Source organism: Rhodanobacter fulvus Jip2 (assembly GCF_000264315.1).
Classification (GTDB): Bacteria; Pseudomonadota; Gammaproteobacteria; order Xanthomonadales; family Rhodanobacteraceae; genus Rhodanobacter; species Rhodanobacter fulvus.
Genome location: NZ_AJXU01000075.1, coordinates 85,571 through 112,438, shown reverse-complemented (window position 1 = coordinate 112,438; position 26,868 = coordinate 85,571). Strand labels below are relative to the sequence as shown.

At 66.6% G+C, this 26,868-nt stretch carries 29 protein-coding genes; 25 read left to right on the top strand and 4 right to left on the bottom strand.

The window, feature by feature from the left end:
• The first annotated feature begins 27 nt into the window (after positions 1–27).
• The 6 genes from aroC to UU9_RS16000 all read left to right on the top strand — a co-directional run bounded on the left by aroC (position 28) and on the right by UU9_RS16000 (position 7,407).
• Positions 28–1,119, top strand: coding sequence for a chorismate synthase (aroC, locus tag UU9_RS16025; RefSeq protein ID WP_007082813.1), 1,092 nt, complete (start codon positions 28–30; stop codon positions 1,117–1,119).
• Between the two features lie 16 nt (positions 1,120–1,135).
• The gene (locus UU9_RS16020; protein ID WP_007082812.1) at positions 1,136–2,152 is read left to right on the top strand and encodes a 2-hydroxyacid dehydrogenase; all 1,017 of its coding nucleotides are present in this window, start codon (positions 1,136–1,138) and stop codon (positions 2,150–2,152) included.
• 16 nt (positions 2,153–2,168) lie between these two features.
• Positions 2,169–3,197, top strand: a complete 1,029-nt coding sequence (locus tag UU9_RS16015; RefSeq protein ID WP_007082811.1) for an aspartate-semialdehyde dehydrogenase — start codon at positions 2,169–2,171, stop codon at positions 3,195–3,197.
• A gap of 363 nt (positions 3,198–3,560) precedes the next feature.
• Entirely contained in the window at positions 3,561–5,921 is a 2,361-nt protein-coding gene (locus UU9_RS16010; RefSeq protein WP_007082810.1) for a motility hub landmark protein FimV, read from the top strand.
• A gap of 95 nt (positions 5,922–6,016) precedes the next feature.
• Complete coding sequence (truA, locus tag UU9_RS16005) at positions 6,017–6,784, top strand: tRNA pseudouridine(38-40) synthase TruA (protein WP_007082809.1); 768 nt, start codon at positions 6,017–6,019, stop codon at positions 6,782–6,784.
• Positions 6,781–7,407 carry a phosphoribosylanthranilate isomerase gene (locus UU9_RS16000; protein ID WP_007082808.1) on the top strand — a complete coding sequence of 209 codons (627 nt, stop codon included), beginning with the start codon at positions 6,781–6,783 and terminating at the stop codon, positions 7,405–7,407. Before truA ends, UU9_RS16000 begins: the two co-directional genes overlap by 4 nt.
• 173 nt (positions 7,408–7,580) lie before the next feature.
• Here the strand turns inward: UU9_RS16000 and UU9_RS15995 are convergent, their stop codons facing one another.
• Positions 7,581–8,534 (bottom strand): LysR family transcriptional regulator, encoded by a 954-nt coding sequence (locus UU9_RS15995; protein ID WP_007082807.1) that lies wholly within the window; start codon positions 8,532–8,534, stop codon positions 7,581–7,583.
• 105 nt (positions 8,535–8,639) lie between these two features.
• Here UU9_RS15995 and trpB point away from each other — a divergent pair, with 105 nt between their 5' ends.
• The 3 genes from trpB (at position 8,640) to accD (ending at position 11,734) form a co-directional block, all read left to right on the top strand.
• On the top strand, positions 8,640–9,851 hold the full coding sequence (gene trpB, locus UU9_RS15990; RefSeq protein ID WP_007082806.1) for a tryptophan synthase subunit beta: 1,212 nt from the start codon (positions 8,640–8,642) through the stop codon (positions 9,849–9,851).
• A gap of 131 nt (positions 9,852–9,982) precedes the next feature.
• Complete coding sequence (gene trpA, locus UU9_RS15985) at positions 9,983–10,819, top strand: tryptophan synthase subunit alpha (protein WP_007082805.1); 837 nt, start codon at positions 9,983–9,985, stop codon at positions 10,817–10,819.
• A gap of 45 nt (positions 10,820–10,864) precedes the next feature.
• On the top strand, positions 10,865–11,734 hold the full coding sequence (gene accD / locus UU9_RS15980) for an acetyl-CoA carboxylase, carboxyltransferase subunit beta (RefSeq protein WP_007082804.1): 870 nt from the start codon (positions 10,865–10,867) through the stop codon (positions 11,732–11,734).
• Between the two features lie 436 nt (positions 11,735–12,170).
• Here accD and UU9_RS15975 read toward each other — a convergent pair whose 3' ends face one another.
• Together UU9_RS15975 and UU9_RS15970 are read right to left on the bottom strand one after the other, a co-directional pair.
• Positions 12,171–12,734 (bottom strand): phosphatase PAP2 family protein, encoded by a 564-nt coding sequence (locus tag UU9_RS15975; RefSeq protein WP_007082803.1) that lies wholly within the window; start codon positions 12,732–12,734, stop codon positions 12,171–12,173.
• Entirely contained in the window at positions 12,703–13,863 is a 1,161-nt protein-coding gene (locus UU9_RS15970) for a glycosyltransferase family 4 protein (RefSeq protein WP_007082802.1), read from the bottom strand. Before UU9_RS15970 ends, UU9_RS15975 begins: the two co-directional genes overlap by 32 nt.
• A gap of 156 nt (positions 13,864–14,019) precedes the next feature.
• Here UU9_RS15970 and UU9_RS15965 point away from each other — a divergent pair, with 156 nt between their 5' ends.
• The 16 genes from UU9_RS15965 to hisIE all read left to right on the top strand — a co-directional run bounded on the left by UU9_RS15965 (position 14,020) and on the right by hisIE (position 26,321).
• Entirely contained in the window at positions 14,020–14,454 is a 435-nt protein-coding gene (locus UU9_RS15965) for a DUF4399 domain-containing protein (RefSeq protein WP_007082801.1), read from the top strand.
• A 71-nt stretch (positions 14,455–14,525) separates the two neighbouring features.
• Positions 14,526–15,926, top strand: a complete 1,401-nt coding sequence (gene gltX, locus UU9_RS15960) for a glutamate--tRNA ligase (RefSeq protein WP_007082800.1) — start codon at positions 14,526–14,528, stop codon at positions 15,924–15,926.
• Between the two features lie 173 nt (positions 15,927–16,099).
• Positions 16,100–16,378 (top strand): hypothetical protein, encoded by a 279-nt coding sequence (locus UU9_RS15955; protein WP_007082799.1) that lies wholly within the window; start codon positions 16,100–16,102, stop codon positions 16,376–16,378.
• Positions 16,379–16,416: 38 nt separating this feature from the next.
• Complete coding sequence (locus UU9_RS15950) at positions 16,417–16,899, top strand: transcriptional repressor (RefSeq protein WP_007082798.1); 483 nt, start codon at positions 16,417–16,419, stop codon at positions 16,897–16,899.
• Between the two features lie 140 nt (positions 16,900–17,039).
• A complete protein-coding gene (locus UU9_RS15945; protein ID WP_040671214.1) occupies positions 17,040–17,471 on the top strand; it encodes a MerC domain-containing protein in 432 nt (143 codons plus the stop codon).
• A 164-nt stretch (positions 17,472–17,635) separates the two neighbouring features.
• Positions 17,636–18,496, top strand: coding sequence for a cation diffusion facilitator family transporter (locus UU9_RS15940; protein WP_007082796.1), 861 nt, complete (start codon positions 17,636–17,638; stop codon positions 18,494–18,496).
• An 86-nt stretch (positions 18,497–18,582) separates the two neighbouring features.
• Complete coding sequence (locus tag UU9_RS17665) at positions 18,583–18,744, top strand: 30S ribosomal protein THX (RefSeq protein WP_007082795.1); 162 nt, start codon at positions 18,583–18,585, stop codon at positions 18,742–18,744.
• 156 nt (positions 18,745–18,900) lie between these two features.
• A complete protein-coding gene (locus UU9_RS15935; protein ID WP_007082794.1) occupies positions 18,901–19,233 on the top strand; it encodes a YerC/YecD family TrpR-related protein in 333 nt (110 codons plus the stop codon).
• Positions 19,230–20,123: an ATP phosphoribosyltransferase gene (gene hisG / locus UU9_RS15930; protein ID WP_007082793.1), complete on the top strand. Its 894-nt coding sequence runs from the start codon at positions 19,230–19,232 to the stop codon at positions 20,121–20,123. The genes UU9_RS15935 and hisG overlap by 4 nt, the downstream gene beginning before the upstream one ends.
• A gap of 22 nt (positions 20,124–20,145) precedes the next feature.
• Positions 20,146–21,471, top strand: coding sequence for a histidinol dehydrogenase (gene hisD, locus UU9_RS15925; RefSeq protein WP_007082792.1), 1,326 nt, complete (start codon positions 20,146–20,148; stop codon positions 21,469–21,471).
• On the top strand, positions 21,468–22,520 hold the full coding sequence (gene hisC, locus UU9_RS15920) for a histidinol-phosphate transaminase (RefSeq protein ID WP_007082791.1): 1,053 nt from the start codon (positions 21,468–21,470) through the stop codon (positions 22,518–22,520). The genes hisD and hisC overlap by 4 nt, the downstream gene beginning before the upstream one ends.
• Entirely contained in the window at positions 22,517–23,581 is a 1,065-nt protein-coding gene (gene hisB, locus UU9_RS15915) for a bifunctional histidinol-phosphatase/imidazoleglycerol-phosphate dehydratase HisB (RefSeq protein ID WP_007082790.1), read from the top strand. Before hisC ends, hisB begins: the two co-directional genes overlap by 4 nt.
• Positions 23,581–24,171 (top strand): imidazole glycerol phosphate synthase subunit HisH, encoded by a 591-nt coding sequence (gene hisH, locus UU9_RS15910; RefSeq protein ID WP_007082789.1) that lies wholly within the window; start codon positions 23,581–23,583, stop codon positions 24,169–24,171. The genes hisB and hisH overlap by 1 nt, the downstream gene beginning before the upstream one ends.
• 10 nt (positions 24,172–24,181) lie before the next feature.
• Complete coding sequence (gene hisA, locus UU9_RS15905; protein WP_007082788.1) at positions 24,182–24,913, top strand: 1-(5-phosphoribosyl)-5-[(5-phosphoribosylamino)methylideneamino]imidazole-4-carboxamide isomerase; 732 nt, start codon at positions 24,182–24,184, stop codon at positions 24,911–24,913.
• Positions 24,907–25,677 (top strand): imidazole glycerol phosphate synthase subunit HisF, encoded by a 771-nt coding sequence (gene hisF / locus UU9_RS15900; protein ID WP_007082787.1) that lies wholly within the window; start codon positions 24,907–24,909, stop codon positions 25,675–25,677. The genes hisA and hisF overlap by 7 nt, the downstream gene beginning before the upstream one ends.
• Before the next feature lie 17 nt (positions 25,678–25,694).
• A complete protein-coding gene (gene hisIE / locus UU9_RS15895) occupies positions 25,695–26,321 on the top strand; it encodes a bifunctional phosphoribosyl-AMP cyclohydrolase/phosphoribosyl-ATP diphosphatase HisIE (protein ID WP_007082786.1) in 627 nt (208 codons plus the stop codon).
• Between the two features lie 21 nt (positions 26,322–26,342).
• Here the strand turns inward: hisIE and UU9_RS15890 are convergent, their stop codons facing one another.
• Positions 26,343–26,582: a hypothetical protein gene (locus UU9_RS15890; protein WP_007082785.1), complete on the bottom strand. Its 240-nt coding sequence runs from the start codon at positions 26,580–26,582 to the stop codon at positions 26,343–26,345.
• Between the last annotated feature and the right edge of the window lie 286 nt (positions 26,583–26,868).

Below are 26,868 nucleotides of genomic sequence, written 5' to 3'. Positions count from 1 at the left end.
GACCGACCTTTCGAGGCAGTCGCGACCGTGTCCAGCAATGCGTTTGGCAAGCTCCTTACCGTAACCACCTTTGGCGAAAGCCATGGGCCGGCGATCGGTTGCGTGGTCGATGGTTGCCCGCCCGGGCTGACGCTGGATGCGGAGGAGTTCCGCCACGACCTGGAGCGCCGCGCCACCGGCCGCAGCCGCTACACCTCGCAGCGGCACGAAGCCGATGAGGTGGAAATCCTCTCCGGCGTCTACGAGGGTCGCACCACCGGCACGCCGATCGCGCTGCTGATCCGCAACACCAACCAGCGCAGCAAGGACTACGGCGACATCGTGCAGACCTTCCGCCCGGGTCATGCCGATTACACCTACTGGCAGAAGTACGGCATCCGCGATCCGCGCGGCGGCGGCCGCTCGTCGGCACGCGAAACCACCATGCGCGTAGCCGCTGGCGTGATCGCCAAGAAATGGCTGGCCGAGCATCATGGCGTGCGCGTGCGCGGCTACATGGGTCAGATCGGCGACATCACGCCCGACGCGTTCGACTGGGACGCGGTCGAACAGAATCCGTTCTTCTGGCCCGCCGCCGATCAGGTGCCGGCGCTGGAAACCTATATCAATGCGCTGCGCAAATCCGGCGACTCTGTCGGCGCGCGCGTCAACGTGGTCGCCGACGGCGTGCCGCCGGGCTGGGGCGAGCCGATCTACGGCAAGCTCGATGGCGAGCTTGCCTCAGCGCTGATGTCGATCAACGCGGTCAAGGGCGTGGAGATCGGCGACGGCTTTGCCGCGGTCAGCCAGCACGGCAGCGAGCATCGCGACGAAATGAGCCTGGACGGCTTTGCGTCCAATCACGCCGGCGGCATCCTGGGCGGCATCAGCAGCGGCCAGCCGGTGACGGCGTCGATCGTGCTGAAACCCACCTCCAGCATCCTGGTCCCGGGCCACAGCGTGAACCTGGCCGGCGAGCCGACCGAGGTCGTCACCAAGGGGCGCCACGATCCCTGCGTGGGCATCCGCGCCACGCCGATCGCCGAGGCGATGGTGGCGCTGGTGCTGATGGACCAGGCGCTGCGCCACCGCGCGCAGTGCGGCGATGTGGGCGTGGTCGAGCCGCGCATCACCTCATGATGGTGAGGGGATACGCATGACGGCCAGGCCACGCGTGTGGGTTTCGCGCCCCACGTTTCCCGATATCGTCGCCCGCCTCGACCCGTATTTCGATGTCGTGGCGGAGCCGCGGGAGGTGATGTTTTCACCGGCCGAGCTGGCGACGAAGATCGCCGATTGCGATGCCGTCATCGTCGGCCTCAAGGAGCGCATCGGCGCCGCCGAGGTGGCCAAGGCCCCGCGTTTGCGTATCGTCGCGAACCTGGGCGTGGGCTACGACAATCTGGATCTCGCCGCACTCACGGCTGCCGGCGTCGCCGCTTCCAACACGGCGGGCGCGCTGGATGAAAGCGTGGCCGATTTCACCTGGGCGATGCTGCTGGGCGCTGCCCGCCGCATCGGCGAGGCCGAGCGCTGGTTGCGCGCCGGGCAGTGGCACGGCACCCGTTTCACCGACTGGCTGGGCATCGACGTGCGCGGCCGCACGCTGGGCATCCTGGGCATGGGCCGGATCGGCCAGGCGGTGGCGCGGCGCGCCGTCGGCTTCGGCATGCAGGTGATCTATCACAACCGTTCGCGGGTGCCGCAGGCGCTGGAAAGCGAGTGCCGGGCGCGCTGGGTGGACAAGGACGAGCTGCTGCGCACCTCCGATTTCCTGGTGCTGGCGTTGCCGCTGACGCCCGAAAGCCGGCATGCGATCGGCGCTGCCGAACTGGCGCGGATGAAACCGACCGCGGTGCTGGTGAACATCGCCCGCGGCGGCATCGTCGACGACGCGGCCCTGGCCGAGGCGCTGGCGCAAGGTCGGCTCGCCGCGGCGGCGCTGGACGTGTTCGAGGGCGAGCCGGTGGTGAATCCAAAACTGCTGGAACTCGACAACGTGTTGCTCAGCCCGCACATTGCCAGCGCCAGCCTCGATGCGCGCCGCGGCATGACCACGATGGCGGTCGACAATGTGGTGGCGTTGTTCGGACACGGTCCGCACGCCGGCCATCCGCCCACGATTCTCAACCCCGAGGTGCTGGCCGCGGCCAGCCCGACCACCCACCCCTGAGCCAAGAACAGCATCCATGAGCAAGAAGAGCAGTTACAAGGTAGCAATGGTCGGCGCCACCGGCGCCGTGGGCGAAACCGTGCTGGCGATCCTCGCCGAGCGTGATTTCCCGATCAGCGAGCTGGTGCCGTTGGCCAGCGAACGCACCGCCGGCAGCGAGGTCACGTTTGCTGGCAAGAAGATCGTGGTGAAAAACCTGGCCGACTACGATTTCGAAGGCGTGGACATCGCGTTCTTCTCGGCCGGCGGCTCGGTCAGCAAGGCGCACGCCCCGCGCGCGGCCGCGGCCGGTGCGGTGGTGATCGACAACACTTCGGAGTTCCGCTACCAGGACGACATCCCGCTGGTGATCAGCGAGGTCAACCCGCACGCCATCGCCGAGTACACCAACCACGGCATCATCGCCAACCCGAACTGTTCCACCATGCAGATGCTGGTGGCGCTGGCGCCGATCCACCACGACGTCGGCATCGAGCGGATCAACGTGGCCACCTACCAGTCGGTTTCGGGCGCGGGCCGCTCGGGCATGGACGAACTGGGCAAGCAGACGGCGGCGCTGCTGAATTTCCAGAGCGCGGAACCGGAGAAGTTTCCCAAGCAGATCGCGTTCAACGTGATCCCGCACATTGACGACTTCCAGCCCAACGGCTACACCAAGGAAGAGATGAAGCTGGTGTGGGAGACCCGCAAGATCCTGGAAGACGACACCATCCAGGTGAACCCGACCGCCGTGCGCGTGCCGGTGTTCTACGGCCACGCCGAGGCGGTGCACATCGAAACACGGGTCAAGATCAGCGCCGAGCGCGCTCGCGAACTGCTGGAGCAGGCGCCGGGCGTGGTGGTGCGCGATCAGCGCGAGGCGGGCGGGTATCCCACGCCGGTCAGCGACGCGGCCGGTACCGACCCGGTGTTCGTGGGTCGTATCCGCGAAGACATCTCGCACGAGCGTGGCCTGGACATGTGGGTGGTGTCGGACAATATCCGCAAGGGTGCCGCACTCAACGCGGTGCAGATTGCCGAACTGCTGATCGCCGACTACCTGTAAGCGCGCCACCTCAGGTTTGCCCACCGTGAACTGCGAACAAGCGGATTCGCGGTGGGCATTCTGCTTTTTGCAGGGCGCCGATAAACCGCGGTCCCGGGCAAATCCCCAGCTTCCTGCAGTACGCGCCGCCGCCATGACCGGGCCGCGAAACCGGTGCGGGCGGTGGCGAAGGGCTTCGTCACCGGTACTTCCGGTAACGTCGCGCCACGGCATGGGCGAGAACGCGCAACAGAAATGTGTCGCAAGTATTCGACCTGCCTATTGTTGATTGGCCAGTTTGTAACTTAAAGTGGCATGCGTTTCGAGAAGCCGCCGGTTTTGGCGGCCATATGAAAGTGCCAGGTTTGTTCGGGGGAACACGTGATGAATCGTTCGTTGAAGTGGTCGGTGCTGATGGCGCTGGCCCTGGGCAGCAGCCAGGTCATGGCGCAAGGCAGTGGGCAGGCCGGTGCGCTGGATCTCGGCCAGATCCAGGTCAAGTCGGCCCTCGGCCAGCCCTTGCTGGCGGAAATCCCGGTGCATTCGAGCCATCCGGCCGACCTGCACAACCTCAAGGTGCAACTGGCCTCGGGCGAGGATTTCGCGCGTGCCGGCATCGCCGGCGGTCGCACGACCTTGCCGCTCGAATTCAAGGTTGTCGACCTCGGCAACGGTCGCCAGGTGATTCGCATCACCAGCAGCACGGCGGTGGACGATCCCTACCTCGACCTGTTGCTGCAAGTCGATGGTGCCGCCGGCAAGAGCGTGCGCGAATACACGCTGCTGCTCGATCCACCCGGTTCGGTCGCCGCTGCACCGGCGTACACGCAAGCTCCGGCGCCGGCACCGCGGGCAGCGCCCGTGCATCGCGCGGCACCGGCAGCCGCTGCACCCGCCGCTGCGCCCGCACCCCGTGCGAACGCGGCGGCCAATGGCAACTATGGTCCGGTTCAGCGGGGCCAGACCTTGTCGACGATCGCGCGCAGCGCCGTGCCCGACGCCGATGTGCACCAGGTCATGCTGGCATTCAAGCGGGCCAATCCCGACGCTTTCTACCGCGACAACATCAATGCGCTGAAGAGCGGTGAGGTGTTGCGCGTGCCCACGCGCGAGGAGATCCAGTCGACCGAGCGTGCGGCTGCCGTCGCCGAAGTGCGTCGCGAAAACAGCGACTGGCGCGCCACCGCCGCCAGCACGCCGACCACCGTGGCCGATGCGGCCACGCGCGCCTCCACCAGCAGCGCGCCGGCTGCCAGTCAGGCGTCGTCGGCCGATCGTCTGGCGCTGGTTCCGGCCAGTGCCGGCAAGTCGTCATCGGGTGCCGACAAGGCCTCGGCGGCGCTCAAGCAGGATCTGTTGCGCAGCCAGGAAAGCATCGCCAACCTGCAGCAGCAAAGCGGCGACCTGAAGGATCAGCTCAAGGAGCTGGCCGACATCAACAGCAAGAACAAACGCTTGCTGGCACTGAAGGACAACCAGATCGCCGAGTTGCAGGCAAAGCTGGCCGCCGCCGGCCAGCCGGTGGCGGGCGCGCCGAAGAGCGCCGCCGTCGTTGCGGCGCCTGCCGCCGCGGCCACGACCAGTGCCGCGAGCAAGGCCGAACCCGCCGCCCTCGCACTGGCTGGCACCGCCGCTGCCCAGCCGACACCGGCACCTGTCGCCGCCGCATCCACGGCAACGACCACCGCAACCACCGCGGCGATGACGGCGCCGGCAAAGACCGAAGCCCCCGCCACGGCCAAACCGGCGGCGCAGCATCCTGCGCCCAAGCCGGCGTCGAAGGCGGCCGAGGCCGAGCAGCCCTGGTATATGCAGCAGGTGACGTGGCTCGCCGCGGGCGGCGTGGTCGTGCTGCTGCTGTTGCTGGCCTTGCTGGGTCGTCGCAAGAAAGCCGTGAAACTGCCGGCAGCGGCGGCATCGTCCTCGCTGGCCGACCGCTTTGCCGCGGCGCCTGCGGATGAATATGGCGGCGATGACGTTGACCAGAACGAATTGCTGGATCAGCTGGCCGAGCACCCGGATGACGTGAGCCTTCATCTGGAACTGGTGAGCCTGTACTACTCGCGCCGCGACGTGGAGCACTTCGAGGCGGCAGCGGAGGCGATGCATGCGCATATCGTCGATCCGCAGCAGGAGGAATGGCAGGACGTGGTGCACATGGGCGAGGATCTTTCGCCCGGTCATCCGTTGTTCGCCGCTCACGACGACATGTCCGCCGAAGATGAAACCCAGCTGCGTCCGGCATTCGATATCGACCACTACGGCGAAGAAACCGAGTTCGCGCCGGTTGCGCCGGCTTCGCCGAAAAAGGTGAGCGAGTACAACTTCAACTTCCAGCTCTCGCCGACACCTGCCTCGTCGGAGCCGCCGAAGGCGCCTTATACCGAAGCCCCGCCGGCGGATGAATTCGGGTCATTCCAATCGGAGGACGACATCCTGCCTCCGTCGCCCGCCGCCGAGTTCGAACCGCTGGACATCGGTGAACCGGTTGCCGAGGAACCTGCTTCCACCTGGAAGTTCGATGACGATGAAGTGGCTGCTCCGGCCGAGTCGCTCGATCACGATGCGGGTGCCGAGCCGGGCGAATTCAGTGACGATCCGGTCGACACCAAGCTCGATCTGGCCCGTGCCTACATGGACATGGGCGACGCCGATGGTGCCCGTGCCATGCTCGACGAAGTGCTGCGGGAAGGCACCCAGATGCAGCGCGACGTGGCGCAGCGGTTGTCCGACAGCCTGAGCTGAGCGGGGAATCGCGCTTGATGCAACGGGCCGGCTTGCCGGCCCGTTGTCGTTGGCGTACTGCTAATCTTTGTTGTTTTCTTTCCGGCTTACACGTCATGCGCATCGCCCTGGGCATCGAATACGACGGGACCGATTTCTTCGGCTGGCAACGGCTGAAGGAGGGTCCCAGCGTGCAGGGCCGACTGGAACAGGCGCTGTCGCGGGTGGCCGATCATCCGGTGGAAGTCAGCTGTGCCGGCCGCACCGACGCGGGCGTGCACGGGCGTTGTCAGGTGGTGCATTTCGATACGCCGGCGCAACGGGACATGCGCGGCTGGGTGCTGGGCAGTTGTTCCAACCTGCCGGACAGCATGGCGGTGCTGTGGGCGCAGCCGGTGGCGGACGATTTCCATGCGCGCTACGCCGCCCGCAGCCGGCGCTACCGTTACCGTATCCTCAACCGTCCCGTGCGCGCGGCGCTGGAGGCGCGCTACGTGACATGGGAGCGCTTGCCGCTGGATGCCGAGCGCATGCACCAGGCGGCACAGGCATTGCTGGGGCTGCACGATTTCAGCGCGTTCCGCGCGCTGTCCTGCCAGGCCAAACATCCCCATCGCACCGTGTTGTCGGTCGATGTGCGGCGCGATGGCGAATACGTCACGCTGGAGATCGAGGCGAACGGTTTCCTGCATCACATGGTGCGCAATATCGTGGGGTCGCTGCTGCTGGTTGGCCGTGGCGAGCGGGCGGTTGAATGGATGGCTGAACTGCTGGCTGGATGCGACCGGCAGGTCGCCGGTCCCACCGGCCCGGCGTCCGGCCTCACGTTTGTCGGGCCGCGCTACGAAGCCCGTTGGGGCCTGCCACCGGAGGTAAGCCAATGACCCGCATCAAATGTTGCGGCATGACCCGCGTCGAGGATGCGCTGCTGGCGGCTCGCCTGGGCGCCGATGCCATCGGCGTGGTGCTTACCGCGCGCAGCAAGCGCCGCGTGGCGCTGGATCAGGCCGCATCGATCGTGGCCGCCATGCCGGCCTTCGTCACCACGGTGGCGTTGTTCATGGACGACGACGCGGAGCTGGTGCGGCAGGTGCTTCACGACGTGCGTCCGGACCTGCTGCAATTCCATGGCGGCGAAACCGACGCCTGGTGCCAGCAGTTCGACCGGCCTTTCCTGAAGGCCGTGGCGATGGGCGAGGGTGCCGCGGCGTTGCCGGCATTGCAGGCTTACCCGCACGCCCGCGGCTTGCTGCTGGATGGTCACGGCGCGGGCGAGGCCGGTGGCAGCGGCAAGACCTTCGACTGGTCGTTGATTCCGGAAGAGCTGGCACCGAGGCTGATCCTGGCGGGCGGTCTGGTCCCGGAGAATGTCGGCATGGCCGTGCGTAAAGCGCGACCCTGGGCCGTCGATGTGGCCAGCGGCATCGAATCGGCGCCGGGCATCAAGGATGCCGCGCGGATGGCGGCGTTCATCGAAGCCGTTCGCGCTGCGGACGGCGCGCTGTAGCTTTCGCAACAACGCGTTGGAGCTTTCCCGCGGCGTGCCCCCTCTCCTTGCCCTCCTCCACCCACAAGGGGACTCCCTTCGGTCGCCGCAGGGGAGAGGGGAATTACGGCTTCTTTCGGTGCTGAGGCGCGGCGTTGGATGAGCTGCGCGCCGCTAAACGTGAAAGCCCGAAGCTACCGTAACCTCCTCTCCCCTGCGGGGAGAGGACCGAGGAGAGGGGCGGATGCTTGCGGGGAATTTCCCTCATCAGCCAGTTCGGCTCGCAGCCAGGCGGCCAATGCCGGTGCACGGCTGTCGTGCAATCGTTCGGGTACGGCCAGGATCCACGCGGCGGCGGTGGGCACGAATCCCCACGGCGCCAGCAGGCGCCCGGCGGCCAGTTCGTCGGTGACCAGCGGCGCGGGGACAATCGCCACGCCCAGACCGGCAACGGCTGCTTCCAGCAGGTAATAGAGATGAGGAAAGCCCTGGCCCGCCGGTGGCGGGACCGACAGATGGGCGGCCTGCGCCCAGTCGTGCGCCGCTTGTGGCCGCGACGCCGTATGCAGCAAGGGTTCGTCGAGCAGGCAGCTTGCGGGTTTTCCCTGCAAGGACGGCCAGCCGCCGTAGCGCGGGCTGACCACGGGGCCGACGGTTTCCGGCGCCAACACTTCCACCCGCCAGCCTTTGGGCCACGGTGGCGCGGCCAGCAACAGAGCGGCATCGAAGCCGTCGAGCGCGTGCGGCAGGGGTTCCTCCAGCGCCGACAGATGCAGGAAAAGATCGGGCAGGTCGCTGCCCAGCCGCTCCAGCCGCGGTATCACCCAGCGCGCCAACAGGCTGCCGGGGCAGCCCAGCACGAACGGTGCGCGGACGGCGTCGCGGCGAATGTCGTGGCAGGCGTCGCGGAGTTGACCCAGCGACATGGCGGTGGCATCACGCAGGCGCTGGCCCGCGGCGGTGAGGGCGATGCCGCGCCCTCGGCGTTGAAACAGGGGCAGGCCAAGCTCGGCCTCCAGCGCACGGATCTGCCGGCTCACCGCACCATGGGTGACGTGCAGTTCGTCGCCGGCGCGGCTCATGCTTTCCAGCCGCGCCGCCGCTTCGAAAGCGCGCAAGGCGTTCAACGAGGGCAGGTCGCGCAACATGTCGTGTGAGTTTTCCTGACGAGTAGTGGGCGATCTTATCGCTTTTTGCGGTGATGGCGCTGGGTTATGGTGGCCACTCTCCGTTGCTGACCACGAGCTTTCCGCATGCCTACCATCGACGACTTCCACGCCTGGCCCGACGAGCACGGCCGCTTCGGCAACTACGGTGGCAGCTACGTCGCCGAGACGCTGATGGCGCCGCTGGCCGAGTTGACCGAGGCCTACCTGCGCCTGCGCAAGGACCCCGAATTCATCGCCGAGCTCGACCGCGACCTGAAGTACTACGTCGGCCGGCCCAGCCCGATCTATCACGCCGAACGCCTGTCGCAGCACGTGGGCGGCGCACGCATCCTGCTCAAGCGCGAAGACTTGAACCACACCGGCGCGCACAAGATCAACAACACGGTCGGCCAGGCACTGGTCGCCAAACGCATGGGTAAACCGCGCATCATCGCCGAGACCGGCGCCGGCCAGCACGGCGTCGCCAGCGCCACGGTCGCCGCGCGACTGGGCCTGAAATGCGTGGTCTACATGGGTGCGGTGGATATCGAGCGGCAGAAGATGAACGTCTATCGCATGAAGCTGCTGGGCGCCGAGGTGGTGCCGGTGACGTCCGGCTCGAAGACGCTCAAGGACGCGCTGAACGAGGCCATGCGCGACTGGGTCACCAACGTGGCCGACACCTTCTACATGATCGGTACCGTGGCCGGCCCGCATCCATACCCGCTGATGGTGCGCGACTTCAATGCCATCGTGGGTCGCGAGGCGCGTGCGCAGATGTTGCAGGATTATGGCCGGCTGCCTGATGCGCTCACGGCCTGCGTCGGCGGCGGCTCCAATGCGATTGGCCTGTTCCACGAATTCCTCAACGATCGCGACGTGCGCATCGTGGGCGCCGAAGCGGCCGGCGACGGCATCGAAACGGGCCATCATGCGGCGTCGCTGGCGGCGGGCCGCCCCGGCGTGCTGCACGGCAATCGCACTTACGTGTTGTGCGACGACAACGGCCAGATCACCGAAACCCATTCGGTTTCCGCCGGCCTGGATTATCCCGGTGTCGGCCCCGAACACTCGTTCCTGAAAGACGCTGGTCGCGCCGAATACGTCGGTGTCACCGATGATGAAGCCTTGCAGGCATTCCATCTGCTGGCGCGCACCGAAGGCATTCTGGCCGCACTGGAATCCAGCCACGCGGTGGCGCAGGCGATCAAGCTGGCGCGCGAGTATCCGAAGGACGGCCTGATCCTGTGCAATCTGTCCGGCCGCGGCGACAAGGATGTGCATACGATCGCCGCGCGCGAAGGAGTGGAGGTATGAGTACGGGATTTGGGAGACGGGATTCGGGATTCGGCAAAAGCGGGCGATCCCGCTATGCATGTGTTCCGCGCAAGCCCATGGCTTTTGCCTTCTCGCCCGCAGCCATCCACATCTCATTCGAGTAATACGCCATGCCGAATCCCGTATCCCCCATCCCGAATCCCGGCTCCCGGCGCATCGATCGCCGCTTCGCGGCCCTGAAAGCCGCCAGCCGCACCGGCCTGATCCCCTTCGTCACCGCCGGTGATCCGTCGCCCGAGCACATGGTCACGCTGATGCATGCGTTGGTGGAGGGCGGGGCCGATCTGATCGAGCTGGGCGTGCCGTTTTCCGATCCGATGGCCGATGGCCTGGTGATCCAGCATGCCAGCGAGCGGGCGATCGCCAAGGGCGTCGGCATCGGTGAGGTGCTGGGCTGGGTGGCTGCGTTCCGCCAGCGCGATGCCCAGACGCCGATCGTGCTGATGGGTTACCTCAACCCGGTCGAGATCCACGGCTACGCGCGTTTCGCGCAGGAGGCGGTGCAGGCCGGCGTGGATGGCGTGTTGCTGGTCGATTGTCCGCTGGAGGAAGCAGCCGTATTGCAGCCGCTGCGCGATGCCGGCTTGCAGCAGATCCTGCTGGCGGCGCCGACGACCGCGCCGCAGCGGATGGTGCGGTTGTGCGAGGCGGCGGAGGGCTTCCTGTATTATGTGTCCTTTGCCGGGATCACCGGGGCAGGGCAGCTCAGCACGCACGACATCGCCGGGCGCGTGGCCGATGTCCGGGCGCAGGCCAAGGTACCGGTGGCGGTGGGTTTCGGCATACGCGATGCACAGAGCGCGAAGGAAATTGCGGCGTTTGCCGACGCGGTGGTGATCGGTAGCGCGCTGGTCGCGCGGTTGGCGGAAGCCACCGGGCCGGACGATATCGCCGGCCGGGCGAAGGATTTCCTGCAGCCGATCCGGGCAGCGCTGGACGCACACTGAGCGGTCATCTGGCCGTTTCAGGTCAGAAACGTTTGAGGTGTTTGCATGAACTGGTTGCAGAAAATCATGACCCCGCGCACGCGGCCCCAGAGCTCCACCGCCGGCAAGGGATCGGTGCCCGAGGGCGTGTGGGAGAAATGTGGTGGCTGCGGCGCCGTGTTGTACCGGCCCGAACTCGATCGCAACCTGATGGTGTGCCCCAAATGCGGCCATCACCATTACATCGCGGCACGCACGCGGTTGCGTGCGCTGCTGGATGAAGGCTCCGGGCAGGAGCTGTGGGCCAGCATGGAGCCCACCGATCCGCTGAAATTCCGCGATTCGAAAAAGTACCGCGACCGCATCATCGCCTCGCAGAAAAAGACCGGCGAGAAAGACGCGCTGCTGGCCATCAGTGGCAAGCTGAAAGGCCGCCCGTTGATGGCGGTGGCGTTCGAGTTTGCCTACATGGGCGGCTCGATGGGCTCGGTGGTGGGCGAGAAATTCACCCGCGCCGCGGAACGAGCGTTGGCCGACAAGAGCGCATTGGTGTGCTTCTCCGCCACCGGCGGCGCGCGCATGCAGGAGGCGCTGTTTTCGCTGATGCAGATGGCCAAGACCTCCGCCGCACTGGCGCGCCTGCGCGATGCCGGCGTGCCGTACATCAGCGTGCTGACCAACCCCACCACCGGCGGCGTTTCGGCCAGCCTGGCCTTGCTGGGCGACATCAACATCGGCGAACCGAAAGCGCTGATCGGCTTTGCCGGCCCGCGCGTGATCGAGCAGACCGTGCGCGAAACGTTGCCGGAGGGCTTCCAGCGTTCGGAGTTCCTGGTCGAGCACGGCGCCATCGACATGATCGTCGACCGCCGCGAGATGCGCGACAAGCTGGCCGACCTGCTTGGCATACTCGGGCGCGAACAACGCGCGGCCTGACCGCCAAGCTGTCGCCATGCGATGCCGCCTTCGGGCGGCATCGTCGTTTGCGCGAGCGGGTTTTCCACAGCGGTTGTGGAAGCAGGTCGGTAAAGCCTGTGGACAAGCCGCGGCCACGGCTTTTGCATCAGTCACTTGCTACGCATTGCGCAGTAATTGCGCAGCGGCTTTCCACGCGGCGGCGCCGGCGCGGTGCCAGTTTTCCACAGCGGTTGTGCGCCGCTTCTGTACAAGCCTGTGGACAACACCGACGCATCCTTTGCCGACAATCACTTGGCACGGCATGTCGATGTTTTGCCCAGTTCGCGATGGCGCATCGCGAAGTTCTCCACAGCGATTGTGGACCACCGTTGGCAAAGCCTGTGGACAACCAGGCTATGTGTCTGAGCGCAAAGGAACTGCCGACGGCGTGCGCAGTGGCTGACCAGGCGAAGGTTCAGACCAGTGATTGCATCACCCACAGCGACGAGGTGCCGAGCCCTCCGCCGATGGCGATGGCGGCGAGTACATCGCTGGGATAGTGCAGGCCGAGAATCACCCGCGAGGCGGCGACCAGCGCGGTGAAGCCCAGCAGCAGGGACGCCATCGGCGGATACCAGGCCAGCGCGACCACGGTGAAACTCACCGCCTGCAAGGTGTGCCCCGAGGGGAAACTGAACTCGTCCAGCGGCGGCACGTGCGCGATCACGCCGGGGCAGGAGCGGTAGGGCCGGGGCCGGCGCGTCCAGCGTTTCAGCAGACGGTACAACAGCAGCGCGGCCAGTCCGGTCACGGCCATGTGTGTGGCGGCGGTGAGGCCGTCGCGTCCACCGAACAGGGCCAGCACCGCCATCAGCGTGTACCAGAACACGCCGTCGCCAAGGCGGCTGATCGCGCCGAAGAACAAGCCGACCATGCGCCGGGCGCCCCAGCGGTTGGCCGCCACGCAGACGCGGCGATCCAGTGCAAAACGTGGCCCGAGCAAAAGCTCAGGCGTGGGCGATGGTGGCGGCGTGCTCATGCAGGTTCTCCTCGGCCATCTCGCGCAACAGGGTTTCGAAATCGCAGATCACGGCCTCGGGCGACAGGCCGGCCATGCCGACGTGGGCGGCACGGCCCATGTATCGGATCAGCGCCGGATTGCTGGCCAGCTTTACCGCCGCATCGATGAAGGCAGGTGCGTTGCCCGGCTCGATGCCATAGCCGTTGATGCCGTCGACCAGGTGTTCGCGCGCGGCACCCTGGGCATAGGCGACCACGGGCAGGCCGGCAGCCAGCGCCTCCAGGACCACGTTGCCGAAGGTTTCGCTGAGGCTGGGGAAGGGAAACAGGTCGGCGCTGGCGTAGTGGCGTCCCAGCGCTTCGCCGCGCTGCACGCCGGCATGGATGAAGTCCGGGTGCGCCGCCATCAACGCGGCGCGAGCCGGGCCATCGCCGACCCATACGTAGCGTGCCTGTGGCAGCTGCTGCTGGATGGCGCGGAAGGCATCTATCGCCAGGTCGAGGTTCTTCTCCGGCGCGATGCGTCCCACGTAGAGGACCACGGGCGCGGACGCATCGGCGCCCCATGCGGCGCGCAGGCTGTCGTCGCGTCGGGAAGGGTGGAACAGCTGCGTGTCCACCGCCCGTCGCAACAGGCGCGCATTGGAGATGCCCATGTCGTGCAACTCCCGCACCAGCGCGTGGGTGGGCACCAGGGTGGCGGCCGCCCGTTGGTGAAAGCGGCACAGGTAAGCACGAACCCATGGCGTCAGCATGCCCACGCCGTAGTGTTCGGCGTAGCTGTCGAAGCGGGTGTGGAAACCGCTGCTCAGCGGAATGCCCAGGCGCCGCGCCGCGCGCATCGCCGACCAGCCAAGCGGGCCTTCGGTGGCGACGTAAACCGCGTCTGGCCGCTGCAGCTTCCAGTGCTGATTCAACGTGCGCCCGGCTGGCAGGCCGAAGCGCAAGCCGGGGTAGCGCGGTAGGGCGCCACCGCGCACCTCGAGTACATCGATGCCCGGTTCGTCCTGCTGCGGTCGCGCCTGGCGCGGGCGGATCAGGTCGACATCATGGCCGCGGGCCGCCAGGCCGGCGGCGAGGCTGTGGACGGTCAAGGCCACGCCGTTGATTTCCGGCGGATAGGTTTCGCTGACGATACCGATGCGCATGACATGCCCCGTGCTGGCTTGACCCAGCTTCGCGGGCCGGCGTTGCGTCGGCATGGCGGGTGCATGACATCACGGTGACGCCAGGCACGCGTGCGGTTTCTTTGGCGGCGACACTGCGCCTACACTGGCCGTTGTCATCACGCTTGGAGAATGAATGTGAAACGTATCCTGCTTGCGCTTGCCCTCACCGGACTGGTCGGTTCCGCGATGGCTGCCGATGCACCGGGTTTGCCCGTCACCAAGGCGCCCGCCGGTGCCGAGGTCTACATCATCTCCCCCAGTGACGGCGCCACCGTGGGCCAGGATGTCACCGTGCGCTTCGGCCTCAAGGGCATGGGCGTGGCACCGGCTGGCGTGGCCAAGGAGCACACCGGTCATCATCACCTGCTGGTCGACGTGACCGAGCTGCCCGCCGCCGGCAAGCCGATCCCGGCCGACACCCATCACATCCATTTCGGCGGCGGCCAGACCCAGACCACGTTGGAGCTGGCGCCGGGCACGCACACGCTGCAACTGGAACTGGGCGACCAGAACCACGTGCCGTTCGATCCGGCGCTGGTGTCGAAGAAGATCACCATCCACGTGAAGTAGCCATCGCGTCGGTTATCGGTGGCGGATCGGCTAAAATCGGTGGCTTCATTCCCACCTTGCCGACGCCACCGATGACCGTACGTACCCGCTTCGCTCCCAGCCCCACCGGTTTCCTGCATATCGGCGGCGCGCGTACCGCGCTGTACTGCTGGCTGGAATCGCGTCGTCGCGGTGGCGAATTCGTTTTGCGCATCGAGGACACCGATCGCGAGCGCTCCACCGACGCGGCGGTGCAGGCGATCCTCGATGCCATGCACTGGCTCGGCCTCGATGCGGACGACGGCCCGTACTACCAGACCCAGCGCCTCGATCGCTACAAGCAGGTAGCCGATGAACTGGTCGCCGCCGGCAAGGCCTATTACGCCTACGAGACCAAGACCGAGATCGAGGCGATGCGCGAGGCCGCCATGGCGGCGGGCGAGAAGCCGCGCTACAACGGCTACTACCGCGACCGCAACGAACCGCTGCGCGACGATCCGAACCGGGTGATCCGTTTCCGCAACCCCGCAGAGGGTTCGGTGGTGTTCGACGACAAGGTCAAGGGCCGCATCGAGTGGGCCAACAGCGAGCTGGACGATCTGGTGATCTTCCGCTCCGATGGCTGGCCTACCTACAACTTCGCCGTGGTGGTCGACGACATCGACATGGGCATCACCGAGGTGATCCGCGGCGACGACCACGTCAACAACACGCCGCGGCAGATCAACATCTACAAGGCGCTGGGTGCCAAGGTGCCGGAGTTCGCGCACCTGCCGATGATCCTGGACAAGGAAGGCAAGAAACTCTCCAAGCGCACCAGCGCGGTCAGCGTGATGGAATACCGCAGCGACGGTTTCCTGCCGCACGCGATCCTCAACTACCTGGTGCGGCTGGGCTGGTCGCACGGCGATCAGGAAATCTTCTCGCGCGAGGAAATGATCGCGCTGTTCGACATCGCCGACGTCAACAAGGCTGCCTCGCGCTTCGATACCGAGAAGCTGGCCTGGCTCAACCAGCATTACCTGAAAACCGACGAACCGCAGACGCTGGCGGCCGAGTTCGAATGGCATCTGGCGCATGCCGGCATCGACTTCAGCCAAGGCCCGGCACCGGCCGACGTGATCGTGGCGCTGCGCGACCGCGTGCACACGCTGAAGGAAATGGCCGAGCGCGCGAAGATCTGGTACGCGCCGATCGCCGAGTGGGATGAAAAGGCCGTCGCCAAACACCTGAAGAACGACTCGGCACCGGCAGTGCTGGACGCGGCAAAAGCGCTGCTGGCCGAATGCACCTGGCAGCCCGAGCCGATCCACGACGTGATCGCCGAGGTTGCCGCGCAACTCGAACTGGGCATGGGCAAGATCGCGCAGCCCTTGCGCGTGGCGATGACCGGCACCCAGGTGTCACCGTCGATCGAGCACACCATTTACCTCGCCGGCCGCGCCGAGGCGCTCAAGCGCATCGATGACGCGCTGGCGCTGGCGCGGGAGTAAGCGACGATCCAGATGGAGTTCGAGGGAATGCGCCCCCATCCGGCTGTCGCCACCTTCCCCCGCACGCGGGGGAAGGGATCACGCGTGGCAGCCCTCGGTGTTTCCTTCCCCCGCTTGCGGGGGAAGGTGCCGAAGGCGGATGGGGGCGCTCTCCGTTTTTCCAGGCAAACCCCATGAATGACCTGCTCGCGAAGGCATTGCAAGGCGTCGACCCCGATGCCCCTGGAGCCTTCTGGCAGATCTTTGCCAATCTGTTGCATTTGGTGCCGTGGGCAGCCATGTTCTGGTGGAACCTGCTTTTCATCGCCATCGGCGCCCTGTTGGGCCGCTGGCGGGGACGCACGGCGGAAGGCGTGGCGTGGGCGGCGGTGCTGGGTCCGATCGGCTGGCTGGTGATCCTGTTCAGGCATCGCCGGAAACAGCAGGTCATGCCGCCACCGCTGCCGCGCTGAACGCGCCGGCATTATGATCGACAACGAGGTGAATCAACGTGGCACACGAAGGCGCCGACATCCTGCACGCCCACCCGCATCATCACGATGCGAAGGGCTTCGTGCATGCGGTCGAAGCGGCCAGCCAGGCGCGTGGCCTGCGCCTGACGCCGCTGCGCAAGGAAGTGCTTGAGCTGATCGCCAGCGAGCGCAAGCCGATCAAGGCCTACGACCTGCTGGCCTTGCTGCGCGAGAAGCACGGCAATGCGGCGCCACCCACGGTCTACCGGGCGCTGGATTTTCTGCTCGAGAACGGCTTCATCCACAAGCTGGAATCGATCAACGCCTTCGTCTCCTGCCATCACCCCGACGAAGCCCATCAGGTTCCGTTCCTGATCTGCGATGTCTGCTCCAGCGCGCAGGAAGTCTGCGATGAACGCGTGGCAAGCCTCATCGAGGCCCAGGCCAGCGCCTTCGGTTTTCGTCCGCAGGCGCAAACGCTGGAAGTGCACGGCGTCTGCAAGCGCTGCCACAAGGCCTGACCCGCGCCCCCCGTTGTGGGAGCGCCTCCAGTCGCGATGCTCTTCCGCAGGCCCAAAAATGAAGTGGCGCTCAGTAATGTTATAAAGTAACATTCCAGCACAGGCAGAAGCGGCCATCTCCGGCGGCGCCCGGCAACGCGATGAATTCAGAACAAGCGAGCAAAACCCGGTGGTGGCGCATGGCCGACCGCGTCGGTGCGGTCGCATCGTTCCTGTGCGCGATCCATTGCGCGCTGCTGCCCTTCATGATCGCGGCCTTGCCTTTCCTCGGCATGGAATTCCTGGCGGACCATCGCTTCGAACGCGGCTTCGTGATGTTTGCCTGCGTGCTTGCGCTGCTGGTGCTGGTGCGTGGTTTCCGCCGGCACCGGTGGTCGCTGCCGTTGCTGCTGGCCGCGCCGGGGCTTGGCCTGCTGCTGCTCGGCGTGACGTATGCCGAGAGCTATTCCATCGTGCTGCACAGTGCGCTGGTGACCTGCGGTGGCTTGCTGCTGGCCGCGGCGCATTTCATCAACCTCCGCCGTGACCACCGGGGCGATGGCCATGTTCATGGTCCCCAGTGCGCGCACTGAGCGCCTGTGTTTCTTCGAGTTCCCGCGCGTGCGAAGGGTGATTGTGTAACGGCAGGCCCGCTTTCTAGCATGGGCGCATGAGTCACCCGCCTTCACACGATCACCGCCACGCGCACGATCACGATCACCCGCCTACCGTGACCACGGACCGTCGCGGAAAGCTGATGTGGGCGTTGTGTCTGACCGTGGCGATGACGGTGGTGGAAATTGTCGGCGGCTGGTGGTCCGGCTCGCTGGCCTTGCTGGCCGACGCCGGCCACATGACGGTGGATTCGCTGGCGCTGCTGCTGGCCTTCATCGGCGCGCGCATGGCAGTGCGTCCCGCCGATGCGCGACGCAGTTACGGCTATGGCCGGATCGAAGTGCTGGTTGGCTTCGTCAACGCGTTGAGCCAGTTCGCGCTGGTGGGCTGGATCGTCTACGAGGCCGTCGTTCGCCTGCGGCATCCGGCGCCGATCCTGTCGGGGTTGATGCTGGGCGTGGCGGTCGCCGGCTTGCTGGTCAACGCGGTGGTCCTGCGCACGCTGCACGGCCACGCGCACGATGACGTGAACATGGCCGGCGCAAGCCTGCACGTGCTGGGCGATCTGCTCGGCTCGCTGGCGGCGGTGGGTGCGGCGCTGGCCATACGCTGGTTCGGCTGGTTGTGGGCCGATCCCGCGTTGTCGCTGGTCGTGGCGGTGTTGCTGCTTGGCAGTGCCTGGCGGTTGCTGCGCCGCTCGTCGCACATTCTGCTGGAGGGCGTACCCGAGGGGCTGGATACCGCCGCCGTGGAAGCCGCCTTGCGCGAAGCCGACGATGCCATCTGTGATGTTCACCACCTGCATCTATGGCAACTGGCCTCGGGTTCGCGGATGGCCACCGTCCACGCCGAACTGCGCGAGGATGCCGACAGCGCCCAGGCAATGCGGGCGATCAACGACGTGCTGCGCGAGCGTTTCGGCGTGCAGCACGTTACCGTGCAGATCGACACCGGCGGTTGCCTCGACCGCCACGGTGGTTGCGCCGAACATGTACCGCACTAGAACCCGGCCGGGGCCTCACGGCTATGGCCTGGGTGGCCGCACTGCTATGATTCAAGCCTCCCCACGATACGCATCAAGGAGTTTCCATGGGCAAGGGTGATCGCAAGACGCGTCGCGGCAAGACCAACCGCGGCAGCTATGGCAACAGCCGCGCGCACGCCGCGCAGCCGGCAGTGGTCGGCGCCAAACCGACGGTGACCAAGCCGGCGGCGGCCAAGAAGGCAGCACCGAAGAAAAAGTCGGCCTGATCTCCACCTGACGAAAGCCCCACTCCGGTGGGGCTTTTTCGTTCGAGGCCGTGTCCGGTGGGTTTTCCCGACGCGCGCATCCGCATTTTCAACGCTTGCCGCACTGCGGCACACTGCGTATGATGCCGACCCAACGTATTAACGCGTTAGTACATTATGAAGCGTCGATCGCGGGATCCCGAGACACCCATCGCGTCCGCCGAGCTCAGTCTCTGCGAGGCGTTGCTGTCGTTGAAAAACGCCGAGGAGATGGCTGCTTTCCTGCGTGACCTGTGCACGCCGTCGGAGCTGGAAGTACTGGTCGATCGCTGGCGCGTGGTGCCGCACCTGCTTGAGGGTGTGTCGTATCGCGAAATCCATGAGCGCACCGCCGTCAGCATCACCACGATCGGGCGGGTGGCGCGTTATCTCAACCAGGGCAGTGGCGGCTATGTGGCCGCCGCCGCCCGTGCCGCACGGCGACGGGCGCAGAAGAGGACAGATGCATGAAGGAACGTGACCGATTGCGGATCGCGATGCAGAAATCGGGCCGGCTTACCGAGCCCGCGCTGGACTTGCTGCAGCGTTGCGGCCTGAGCTTCCGCCAGAGCCGCGACAAGCTGTTTTGTTTCGGCGAAGGCGAGCCGGTCGATTTGCTGCTGGTGCGCGACGACGACATCCCGTCGCTGATTGCCCAGGGCGTGTGCGACCTGGGCATCGTCGGGCGCAACGTGCTGAACGAATTCCAGCTCACCGCCGGTGAGGAAAGCCCGCCGCTGGCGGAATTGCGCCCGCTGGGTTTTGGCCGCTGCCGCTTGTCCATCGCGGTGCCGCAGGAGTTCGAATACCAGGGCCCGCAACATCTCGAAGGCACGCGCATCGCCACCTCGTACCCCGGGTTGCTGGCTGCGTGGTTGCGCGAGAAAGGCGTGAATGCCGGCGTGATGACGCTGGCCGGCTCGGTCGAGATCGCCCCGCGACTGGGTACTGCCGACGCGATCTGCGACCTGGTGCAGAGCGGCGGCACGCTGGTGGCCAACCAGTTGCGCGAGACGGACGTGCTGCTGGAAAGCGAGGCGGTACTGGCCGCCGCCGGCGCCCCGCCGGCCGACGAGCGCGGCGACATGCTGGAGCTGTTGCTGAAACGCCTCGACGGCGTGATCCAGGTGCGCGAGTCCCGCCTGCTGCTGTTGCAGACCTCGCGCCAGACCTTGGAGGCGGTCACCCGGCTGCTGCCGGGCGGCCCGCAGCCGACCCTGATGCCCGTGGCCGGCCAGCCCGACCAACTGATGCTGCAGGCGCTGTGCGCCGGCGAGGTCAGCTGGCGCCAGCTGGAGGAAATCAAGAAGGCCGGCGCGCGCGAGATGTTCGTGTTGCCGGTGGAAAAAATGTTGGCGTGAAATTGAAGCCGGATATTGAACGATGAAACAGCTGGACTGGAATCAACTGGACGAATCCGCACGGCGTGACGCGCTGGCGCGCCCCACGCAGTCACGCACTGACGACCTGAGCGGCGGCGTGGCGCGCATCGTCGCTGCCGTGCGCGAACGTGGCGACGATGCCTTGCGCGAATTCAGCGCCGCCTACGATGGTTGCACGCTGGACGCGCTGGAGGTGACCGAGGCCGAGTTTGCCGCGGCTGAAGCTGCGCTCGATCCCGTGCTGAAGGCGGCGATCGACGAGGCGGCTGCGCGCATCGAGCATTACCACCGCGCTACCGCGTCAAAGCCGGTCGCCGTGGAAACCGCGCCCGGCGTGCGACTGGAGCGCGTCGTGCGACCGATCAATCGAGTGGGCCTGTACGTGCCCGCCGGTACCGCACCACTGCCGTCCACCGCCTTGATGCTGGGCGTGCCGGCGCGTGTGGCCGGTTGCCGCAGCGTGGTGCTGTGCTCGCCGGCGCGTGCCGACGGCAACTGCGACGCGGCGGTGTTGTATGCCGCACGCGTCACCGGCGTGCACCGTGTATTCAAGATTGGCGGCGCGCAGGCGATCGCGGCGATGGCCTATGGCACCGACTCGGTGCCGCGCTGCGACAAGCTGTTCGGGCCGGGCAATGCCTGGGTCACCGAAGCCAAGCTGCAGGTGTCGGTGGATGCCAACGGCGCGTCGATCGACATGCCGGCCGGCCCTTCCGAAGTGCTGGTGATTGCCGACGAGCTGGCCAACCCGGTATTCGTCGCAGCCGACCTGTTGTCGCAGGCCGAGCACGGCGTCGATTCCCAGGTGATTCTGCTTACCCCGTCGAAGGCCATGATCGAGAAGGCCGCCAGCGAGGTCGAGAAGCAGTGCGCGGAGTTGCCGCGCAGCGAGATTGCAGTGAAGTCGCTGGCGCAGAGCCGCCTGATCCTGGTGGACTCGCTGGCGCAGGCGGTGGACGTGAGCAACCGCTACGCGCCGGAGCACCTCATCGTGCAGGTGCAGGACCCCCACGCGCTGCTCGATGGCATCGAATCGGCGGGCGCGGTTTTCCTGGGCGAATGGGCACCCGAATCGCTGGGCGATTACTGCAGCGGCAGCAACCACGTGCTGCCCACCTACGGTCATGCACGCAGCTACAGCGGCGTATCGGTATCGAGCTTCCAGAAGCAGATCACCGTGCAGGACGTCAGCGCGGCCGGGCTGCGCGCGATCGGTCCTTGCGCCGCCACGCTGGCGGCGGCCGAACAGCTGGAAGCCCACCGGCGCGCCGTGACCTTGCGGCTGGCCGCGCTGGACGCGCGCGAAACGACGGAAGCCTCGCCATGAGCGTGCTCGACCTGGCGCGGCCGGAGATCCGCGCGATGCAGCCGTATTCGTCGGCACGCATGGAAGCCAGTGGCGGGAAGGTTTTTCTCAACGCCAACGAATCGCCGTGGGCGTCAAACGGGGATGACCTCGGCTGCAATCGTTATCCCGATCCGCAGCCCGCGGCGCTGATCGATGCCTTGGCCGCGCTCTACGGCGTGCAGCGCGAACAGCTGCTGGTAGGCCGCGGCAGCGACGAGGCCATCGACCTGCTGGTGCGTGCGTTCTGCCGCGCGGGCGAGGATGCGATCCTGATCCAGCCGCCCACGTTCGGCATGTATGCGGTGTGCGCGCACATCCAGAACGCCGCCGTGATCGAGGTGGCGCTGGCCGCCGATTTCACGCTGGACGTGGACGCGGTGCTGGCGGCGGTGACGCCCGCGGTGAAGCTGGTTTTCATCTGCTCGCCGAACAACCCGACCGGCCAGACGGTGCCGCGTGCCGCGGTGGAACGACTGGTGCAGGCCCTGGCCGGCCGTGCCGTGCTGGTGGTGGACGAAGCCTACGTGGAGTTCGCGGAAGCGGGCAGCGTGGCCGATCTGATCGGCCAGTACGACAACCTCGCCATCCTGCGCACCTTGTCCAAGGCCTGGGCACTGGCCGGCGCGCGCGTGGGCACCTTGCTGGCACACGCCGACGTGATCGCCTTGCTGCGCCGGATCATGCCGCCGTACCCGTTGCCGTTGCCCTGCGTCGCGGCGGCGCTGGCCGCGTTGTCGGCGCCCTCGGTCGCGGCCGAACATATAGCGGTCATCGACGAACAGCGCGGCGTGATGCGCGCGGCGCTGGCGCAGGTCGCGGGCGTGCGCGAAGTACTGCCGTCGCAGGCGAATTTCCTGGCCGTGCGCTTCGATGACGCCGGCGCCGTCTACCAGCGCCTGCTGGCCGCCGGCATCGTGGTGCGCGACGTGCGCCGTTATCCCAACCTTGCCGATGCACTGCGCATCACCATCGGCACGCCGGCGGAAAACGCCCGCGTGCTGGCCATACTCCAGGGAGGTGCGGCATGAGCCGCAAGTTGCTTTTCGTCGATCGCGACGGATGTCTGATCGAGGAGCCCACCGACGAGCAGATCGACAGCTACGAGAAGCTCGCCTTGCTGCCGGGCGTGATCGCCGCGCTGCAGCGTTTCGTCGGCGCGGGCTACGAACTGGTGATGGTGACCAACCAGGATGGCCTGGGCACCGAGAGTTTTCCCGAGGCGCATTTCAGCGGCCCGCATGACTTGCTGTTGCGGATATTCGCGTCGCAGGGTGTGCGTTTCCACGAGGTGCTGATCGATCGCAGCTTTCCGCACGAAGGCCTGGATACGCGCAAGCCGGGTATCGGCCTGATGCGGCATTATCTCGCCGACGACAGCTGGAGCCGCGCGGCGTCGGCGATGGTCGGCGATCGCGAAACCGACCTGCAATTCGCCGCCAATCTGGGCGTACGCGGTTTCCGCGTGGGGCCGCAGGGCGTGAGCTGGCAGGAGCTGGCGCATCAGTTGCTGGATGCGCCGCGCACCGCCACGGTCACCCGCAACACCAAGGAAACCCGCATTACCGTCAGCGTGAACCTGGACAAGGTGGCCGAGCCGAAGGTGCATACCGGCCTGGGCTTCTTCGACCACATGCTGGAGCAGATCGGCAAGCACGGCGGTTTCGCGCTGGAACTGCGCTGCGACGGCGATACCCACATCGACGATCACCACACCATCGAGGATTCCGCGCTGGCGCTGGGGCAGGCCATGAAACAGGCGCTGGGCGACAAGCGCGGCATCGGCCGCTACGGCTTCACGCTGCCGATGGACGAGTCGCTGGTCAGCGCCGCGCTGGATCTTTCCGGGCGGCCGTACTTCGTGTTCGAGGGCAGTTTTCCGCGCGAGCGCGTGGGCGACATGGCAACCGAACTGGTGCCGCATTTCTTCCGCTCGCTGTGCGAAACGATGGGCGCGAACCTGCGCCTCACCGTGCAGGGCGAGAACGCGCATCACATGATCGAAGGCTGCTTCAAGGCAGTGGCGCGCACCCTGCGCCAGGCGATCCGTCGCGATGGCAACGAGCTTCCCAGCACCAAGGGCACGCTGTAATGAGCGTCGTGCTGGTCGATGCCGGCGGTACCAATATCGGCTCGGTACGCTACGCGCTGCAGCGACTGGGCGTGGATGCCGCCTTGACGGCGGACGCGGCGGCGATTCGGGCGGCGGACAAGGTGATCCTGCCCGGCGTGGGCGCTGCGGCGCCCGGCATGGCGCGGCTGCGCGAGCTGGGGCTGGTGGATCTGCTGCGCTCGCTGACCCAACCCGTGTTGGGCGTTTGTCTGGGCATGCAACTGCTGTGTGAACGTTCGGCCGAGGGCGACACCGAATGCCTGGGCCTGATTCCCGCGCCGGTGCTGCGCTTTGTCGAAGCGCCCGGCTTGCGCGTGCCGCACATGGGCTGGAACCGCCTGGAAACAACGCGGCGACATCCGCTGGTGGACAGCCTTGGCAGCGACGATCAGGCGTATTTCGTGCACAGCTATGCCGTGCCCGTAGGCGATTACACGCTGGCCACGGCCGATTACGGTGGCGCGTTTTCCGCCGTGATCGCGCGCGGAAATTTCCACGGCATGCAATTTCATCCCGAGCGTTCCGCCGCCGTGGGGGCGCGGCTGCTCGGCAATTTCCTCAAGCTATGACGGCGTTCTCATGACGAGTTTTGCGGTGATTCCCGCGATCGATCTGCGCGGCGGCCAGGTGGTGCGGCTGAAGCAGGGCGACTATGCGCAGCAGACCACCTACGCCGCCGATCCGCGCGAACTGGCCTGGAGTTATGCCGAGGCGGGCGCGGACTGGCTGCACCTGGTCGACCTCGACGGTGCCCGCTCGGGCAACCTCGACAACCTGGCGGTGATCCGTTCGATCGCCGCCAGCGGCATGCGCATCCAGGCCGGTGGCGGCGTGCGTGCGGAAGAAGATCTGCACCGCCTGTTCGATGCCGGCGTGCACCGCGTGGTACTGGGCAGCGTGGCCATTCGCGATCCCGAGCAGGTGGCGCGCTGGCTCGACAATCACGGCGCCGAACGGCTGGTGATCGCGCTGGACACGCGCCGCATCGGCGATCGCTGGGCCTTGCCCAGCGCCGGCTGGACCGAAGTGGAAACCCGCACGCTGGATGAACTGGCGCCCTGGTATGCCGAGCGCGGTGCGCGCCACCTGCTGTGCACCGATATCGATCGCGACGGCATGCTGGCCGGGTTCAATCTCGACCTGTACCGGCACCTCGGCGAAAGCGTGCCGCAACTGGCCTTGCAGGCGTCCGGTGGCGTGCGCTCGCTGGACGATATCCGTGCCGCCCGCGACGCCGGCGCGCGTGGCGTGATCTTGGGCCGCGCGCTGCTGGAAGGCCGTTTCACCCTGGCGGAAGCGCTGGCATGTTGAGCCGCCGGCTGATTCCCTGCCTGGACGTGCGCGACGGCAAGGTGGTCAAGGGCGTGCGGTTTCGCGATCACGTGGTGATGGGCGAAATCGTGGAGCTTGCGCTGCGCTACCGCGATGAAGGCGCCGACGAGCTGGTGTTCTACGACATCACCGCCAGCCCCGAAGGGCGCAGCGTGGATCGCGGCTGGGTCGAAAAAGTGGCGCGGGCGATCGACATCCCGTTCTGCGTGGCCGGCGGCATCCGCTCGGTCGACGACGCGCGCGCCGTGCTGCACGCGGGTGCCGACAAGATCTCGGTGAACTCGCCCGCGCTGGAACGGCCCGGATTGATCGACGAACTGGCCGCCGCGTTCGGCGTGCAGTGCGTGGTGGTCGGCATCGATTCGCTACGTGACGCCGACGGCGAATGGCGCGTGCGCCAGTACACCGGTGACCCCAGCAAAACCCAGGCGCTGGCGCGCCGCACGCTGGACTGGATGGCCGAGGCACAGCAGCGCGGCGCGGGCGAGATCGTGCTCAACTGCATGGGCAGCGACGGCGTGCGCCGCGGCTACGATCTGGAGCAACTGCAGGCCGCGCGTGCGATCTGCAGCGTGCCGTTGATCGCCTCCGGCGGCGCCGGTGAACCCGAACATTTCCGCGACGCTTTCGTCGAAGCCGACGTGGACGGCGCGCTGGCCGCCAGCGTGTTCCACTCCGGTGCGATCGCGATCCCCGCACTCAAACACTATCTGCACGAGCAGGGCGTCCCGGTACGCCTGTAGCACGAGGAATCACAGCGATGAGCGATACCACCGATACCAGCCGCCTCGATTGGTCCAAGGGCGAAGGCCTGTTGCCCGCCATCGTGCAGCACTGGTTGAGCGGCGAAGTGCTGATGCTCGGCTACATGAATGCCGACGCGCTGGCCGAAACGCAACGCAGCGGCCACGTCACCTTCTACAGCCGCAGCAAGCAGCGACTGTGGACCAAGGGCGAAGTCTCCGGCCACGTGCTCGACCTGAAATCGATCCGCATCGACTGCGATGCTGACACCTTGCTGATCCAGGCCGACCCGCACGGTCCCACCTGCCACGAAGGCACCTCAAGCTGCTTCGGTACTGGCGACGACGTGCGTCCGCCGCTGGGTTTCCTGGCCGAACTCGACGCCCTGGTCGCGCAACGCCACGCCGACCGCCCCGAAGGCAGCTACACCACGAAACTGTTCGACGGCGGCATCCGCCGCATCGCGCAGAAAGTGGGCGAAGAAGGCGTCGAGACCGCGCTGGCGGCGGTGGCGCAGGGCGATGAGGAGCTGCTGGGCGAGGCCGCGGATCTGGTGTTCCATCTCACCGTGGCGTTGCGCGCCCGGGGCTTGTCGCTGGCGGATGTGGCCAAGGTGCTGGTCGCGCGGCATCGCAAACCCTGAACGCGAGAAGTTGGTAGCCGCTCAGCCGCCGCAACCACCGCAACATATCGTGGGCAGCTGAACCACCTGGTCCGGTGCGATCGTCCAGCCCGTTCGCTGCATGACATCGATCAGATCCCCGATGGTCACGAACGACGAGATGCGCAGGGTCGAACCGCTGGGGTCGAGGTCCACAAGCGCATTCGAGTCGACATCGAACATGGCGTCTTCGACGGCTTCGAGTTGCGGGCGTGTGTCGGTAATGGCGATGTGGAATTCCATCGTTGTGTCTCGCTCATGAAATCCTTGGTTGGTTGGGCCGATCTTCATCGCGCCGGGAGGCCAGCGTCTTGATCCTGATCATGTTTAGCCGCGGGTGCGACGATTCGGCGCGGGAAGCTTGTCTCGTTCTTGACGAGCGTCAATGAGGGGGACGGGTCGGTACATCGACCATTCGCGCAACGCCCATGACGACGTCGCCCCGGGCTCCGGTGCGGCACTGCAGGCCTTTTGCAATACTACGTAGCGCGCAGCGGAAAGCTTTCGGCCCTGCGATCAACTCAAGAAA

What these genes read in the sequence shown, in the direction of transcription:
- accD (WP_007082804.1), top strand. Translation starts at nt 10,865, where the DNA reads ATGAACTGGTTGCAGAAAATCATGACCCCGCGCACGCGGCCCCAGAGC.
- UU9_RS15970 (WP_007082802.1), bottom strand. Translation starts at nt 13,863, where the DNA reads ATGCGCATCGGTATCGTCAGCGAAACCTATCCGCCGGAAATCAACGGC.
- UU9_RS15890 (WP_007082785.1), bottom strand. Translation starts at nt 26,582, where the DNA reads ATGGAATTCCACATCGCCATTACCGACACACGCCCGCAACTCGAAGCC.
- gltX (WP_007082800.1), top strand. Translation starts at nt 14,526, where the DNA reads ATGACCGTACGTACCCGCTTCGCTCCCAGCCCCACCGGTTTCCTGCAT.
- UU9_RS16000 (WP_007082808.1), top strand. Translation starts at nt 6,781, where the DNA reads ATGACCCGCATCAAATGTTGCGGCATGACCCGCGTCGAGGATGCGCTG.
- hisG (WP_007082793.1), top strand. Translation starts at nt 19,230, where the DNA reads ATGAAGGAACGTGACCGATTGCGGATCGCGATGCAGAAATCGGGCCGG.
- trpB (WP_007082806.1), top strand. Translation starts at nt 8,640, where the DNA reads ATGCCTACCATCGACGACTTCCACGCCTGGCCCGACGAGCACGGCCGC.
- truA (WP_007082809.1), top strand. Translation starts at nt 6,017, where the DNA reads ATGCGCATCGCCCTGGGCATCGAATACGACGGGACCGATTTCTTCGGC.
- UU9_RS15955 (WP_007082799.1), top strand. Translation starts at nt 16,100, where the DNA reads ATGAATGACCTGCTCGCGAAGGCATTGCAAGGCGTCGACCCCGATGCC.
- hisH (WP_007082789.1), top strand. Translation starts at nt 23,581, where the DNA reads ATGAGCGTCGTGCTGGTCGATGCCGGCGGTACCAATATCGGCTCGGTA.
- UU9_RS15945 (WP_040671214.1), top strand. Translation starts at nt 17,040, where the DNA reads ATGAATTCAGAACAAGCGAGCAAAACCCGGTGGTGGCGCATGGCCGAC.
- hisB (WP_007082790.1), top strand. Translation starts at nt 22,517, where the DNA reads ATGAGCCGCAAGTTGCTTTTCGTCGATCGCGACGGATGTCTGATCGAG.
- UU9_RS15940 (WP_007082796.1), top strand. Translation starts at nt 17,636, where the DNA reads ATGTGGGCGTTGTGTCTGACCGTGGCGATGACGGTGGTGGAAATTGTC.
- UU9_RS15995 (WP_007082807.1), bottom strand. Translation starts at nt 8,534, where the DNA reads ATGTTGCGCGACCTGCCCTCGTTGAACGCCTTGCGCGCTTTCGAAGCG.
- UU9_RS16020 (WP_007082812.1), top strand. Translation starts at nt 1,136, where the DNA reads ATGACGGCCAGGCCACGCGTGTGGGTTTCGCGCCCCACGTTTCCCGAT.
- hisC (WP_007082791.1), top strand. Translation starts at nt 21,468, where the DNA reads ATGAGCGTGCTCGACCTGGCGCGGCCGGAGATCCGCGCGATGCAGCCG.
- UU9_RS17665 (WP_007082795.1), top strand. Translation starts at nt 18,583, where the DNA reads ATGGGCAAGGGTGATCGCAAGACGCGTCGCGGCAAGACCAACCGCGGC.
- hisD (WP_007082792.1), top strand. Translation starts at nt 20,146, where the DNA reads ATGAAACAGCTGGACTGGAATCAACTGGACGAATCCGCACGGCGTGAC.
- UU9_RS16015 (WP_007082811.1), top strand. Translation starts at nt 2,169, where the DNA reads ATGAGCAAGAAGAGCAGTTACAAGGTAGCAATGGTCGGCGCCACCGGC.
- hisA (WP_007082788.1), top strand. Translation starts at nt 24,182, where the DNA reads ATGACGAGTTTTGCGGTGATTCCCGCGATCGATCTGCGCGGCGGCCAG.
- hisF (WP_007082787.1), top strand. Translation starts at nt 24,907, where the DNA reads ATGTTGAGCCGCCGGCTGATTCCCTGCCTGGACGTGCGCGACGGCAAG.
- UU9_RS15935 (WP_007082794.1), top strand. Translation starts at nt 18,901, where the DNA reads ATGAAGCGTCGATCGCGGGATCCCGAGACACCCATCGCGTCCGCCGAG.
- trpA (WP_007082805.1), top strand. Translation starts at nt 9,983, where the DNA reads ATGCCGAATCCCGTATCCCCCATCCCGAATCCCGGCTCCCGGCGCATC.
- hisIE (WP_007082786.1), top strand. Translation starts at nt 25,695, where the DNA reads ATGAGCGATACCACCGATACCAGCCGCCTCGATTGGTCCAAGGGCGAA.
- UU9_RS16010 (WP_007082810.1), top strand. Translation starts at nt 3,561, where the DNA reads ATGAATCGTTCGTTGAAGTGGTCGGTGCTGATGGCGCTGGCCCTGGGC.
- UU9_RS15975 (WP_007082803.1), bottom strand. Translation starts at nt 12,734, where the DNA reads ATGAGCACGCCGCCACCATCGCCCACGCCTGAGCTTTTGCTCGGGCCA.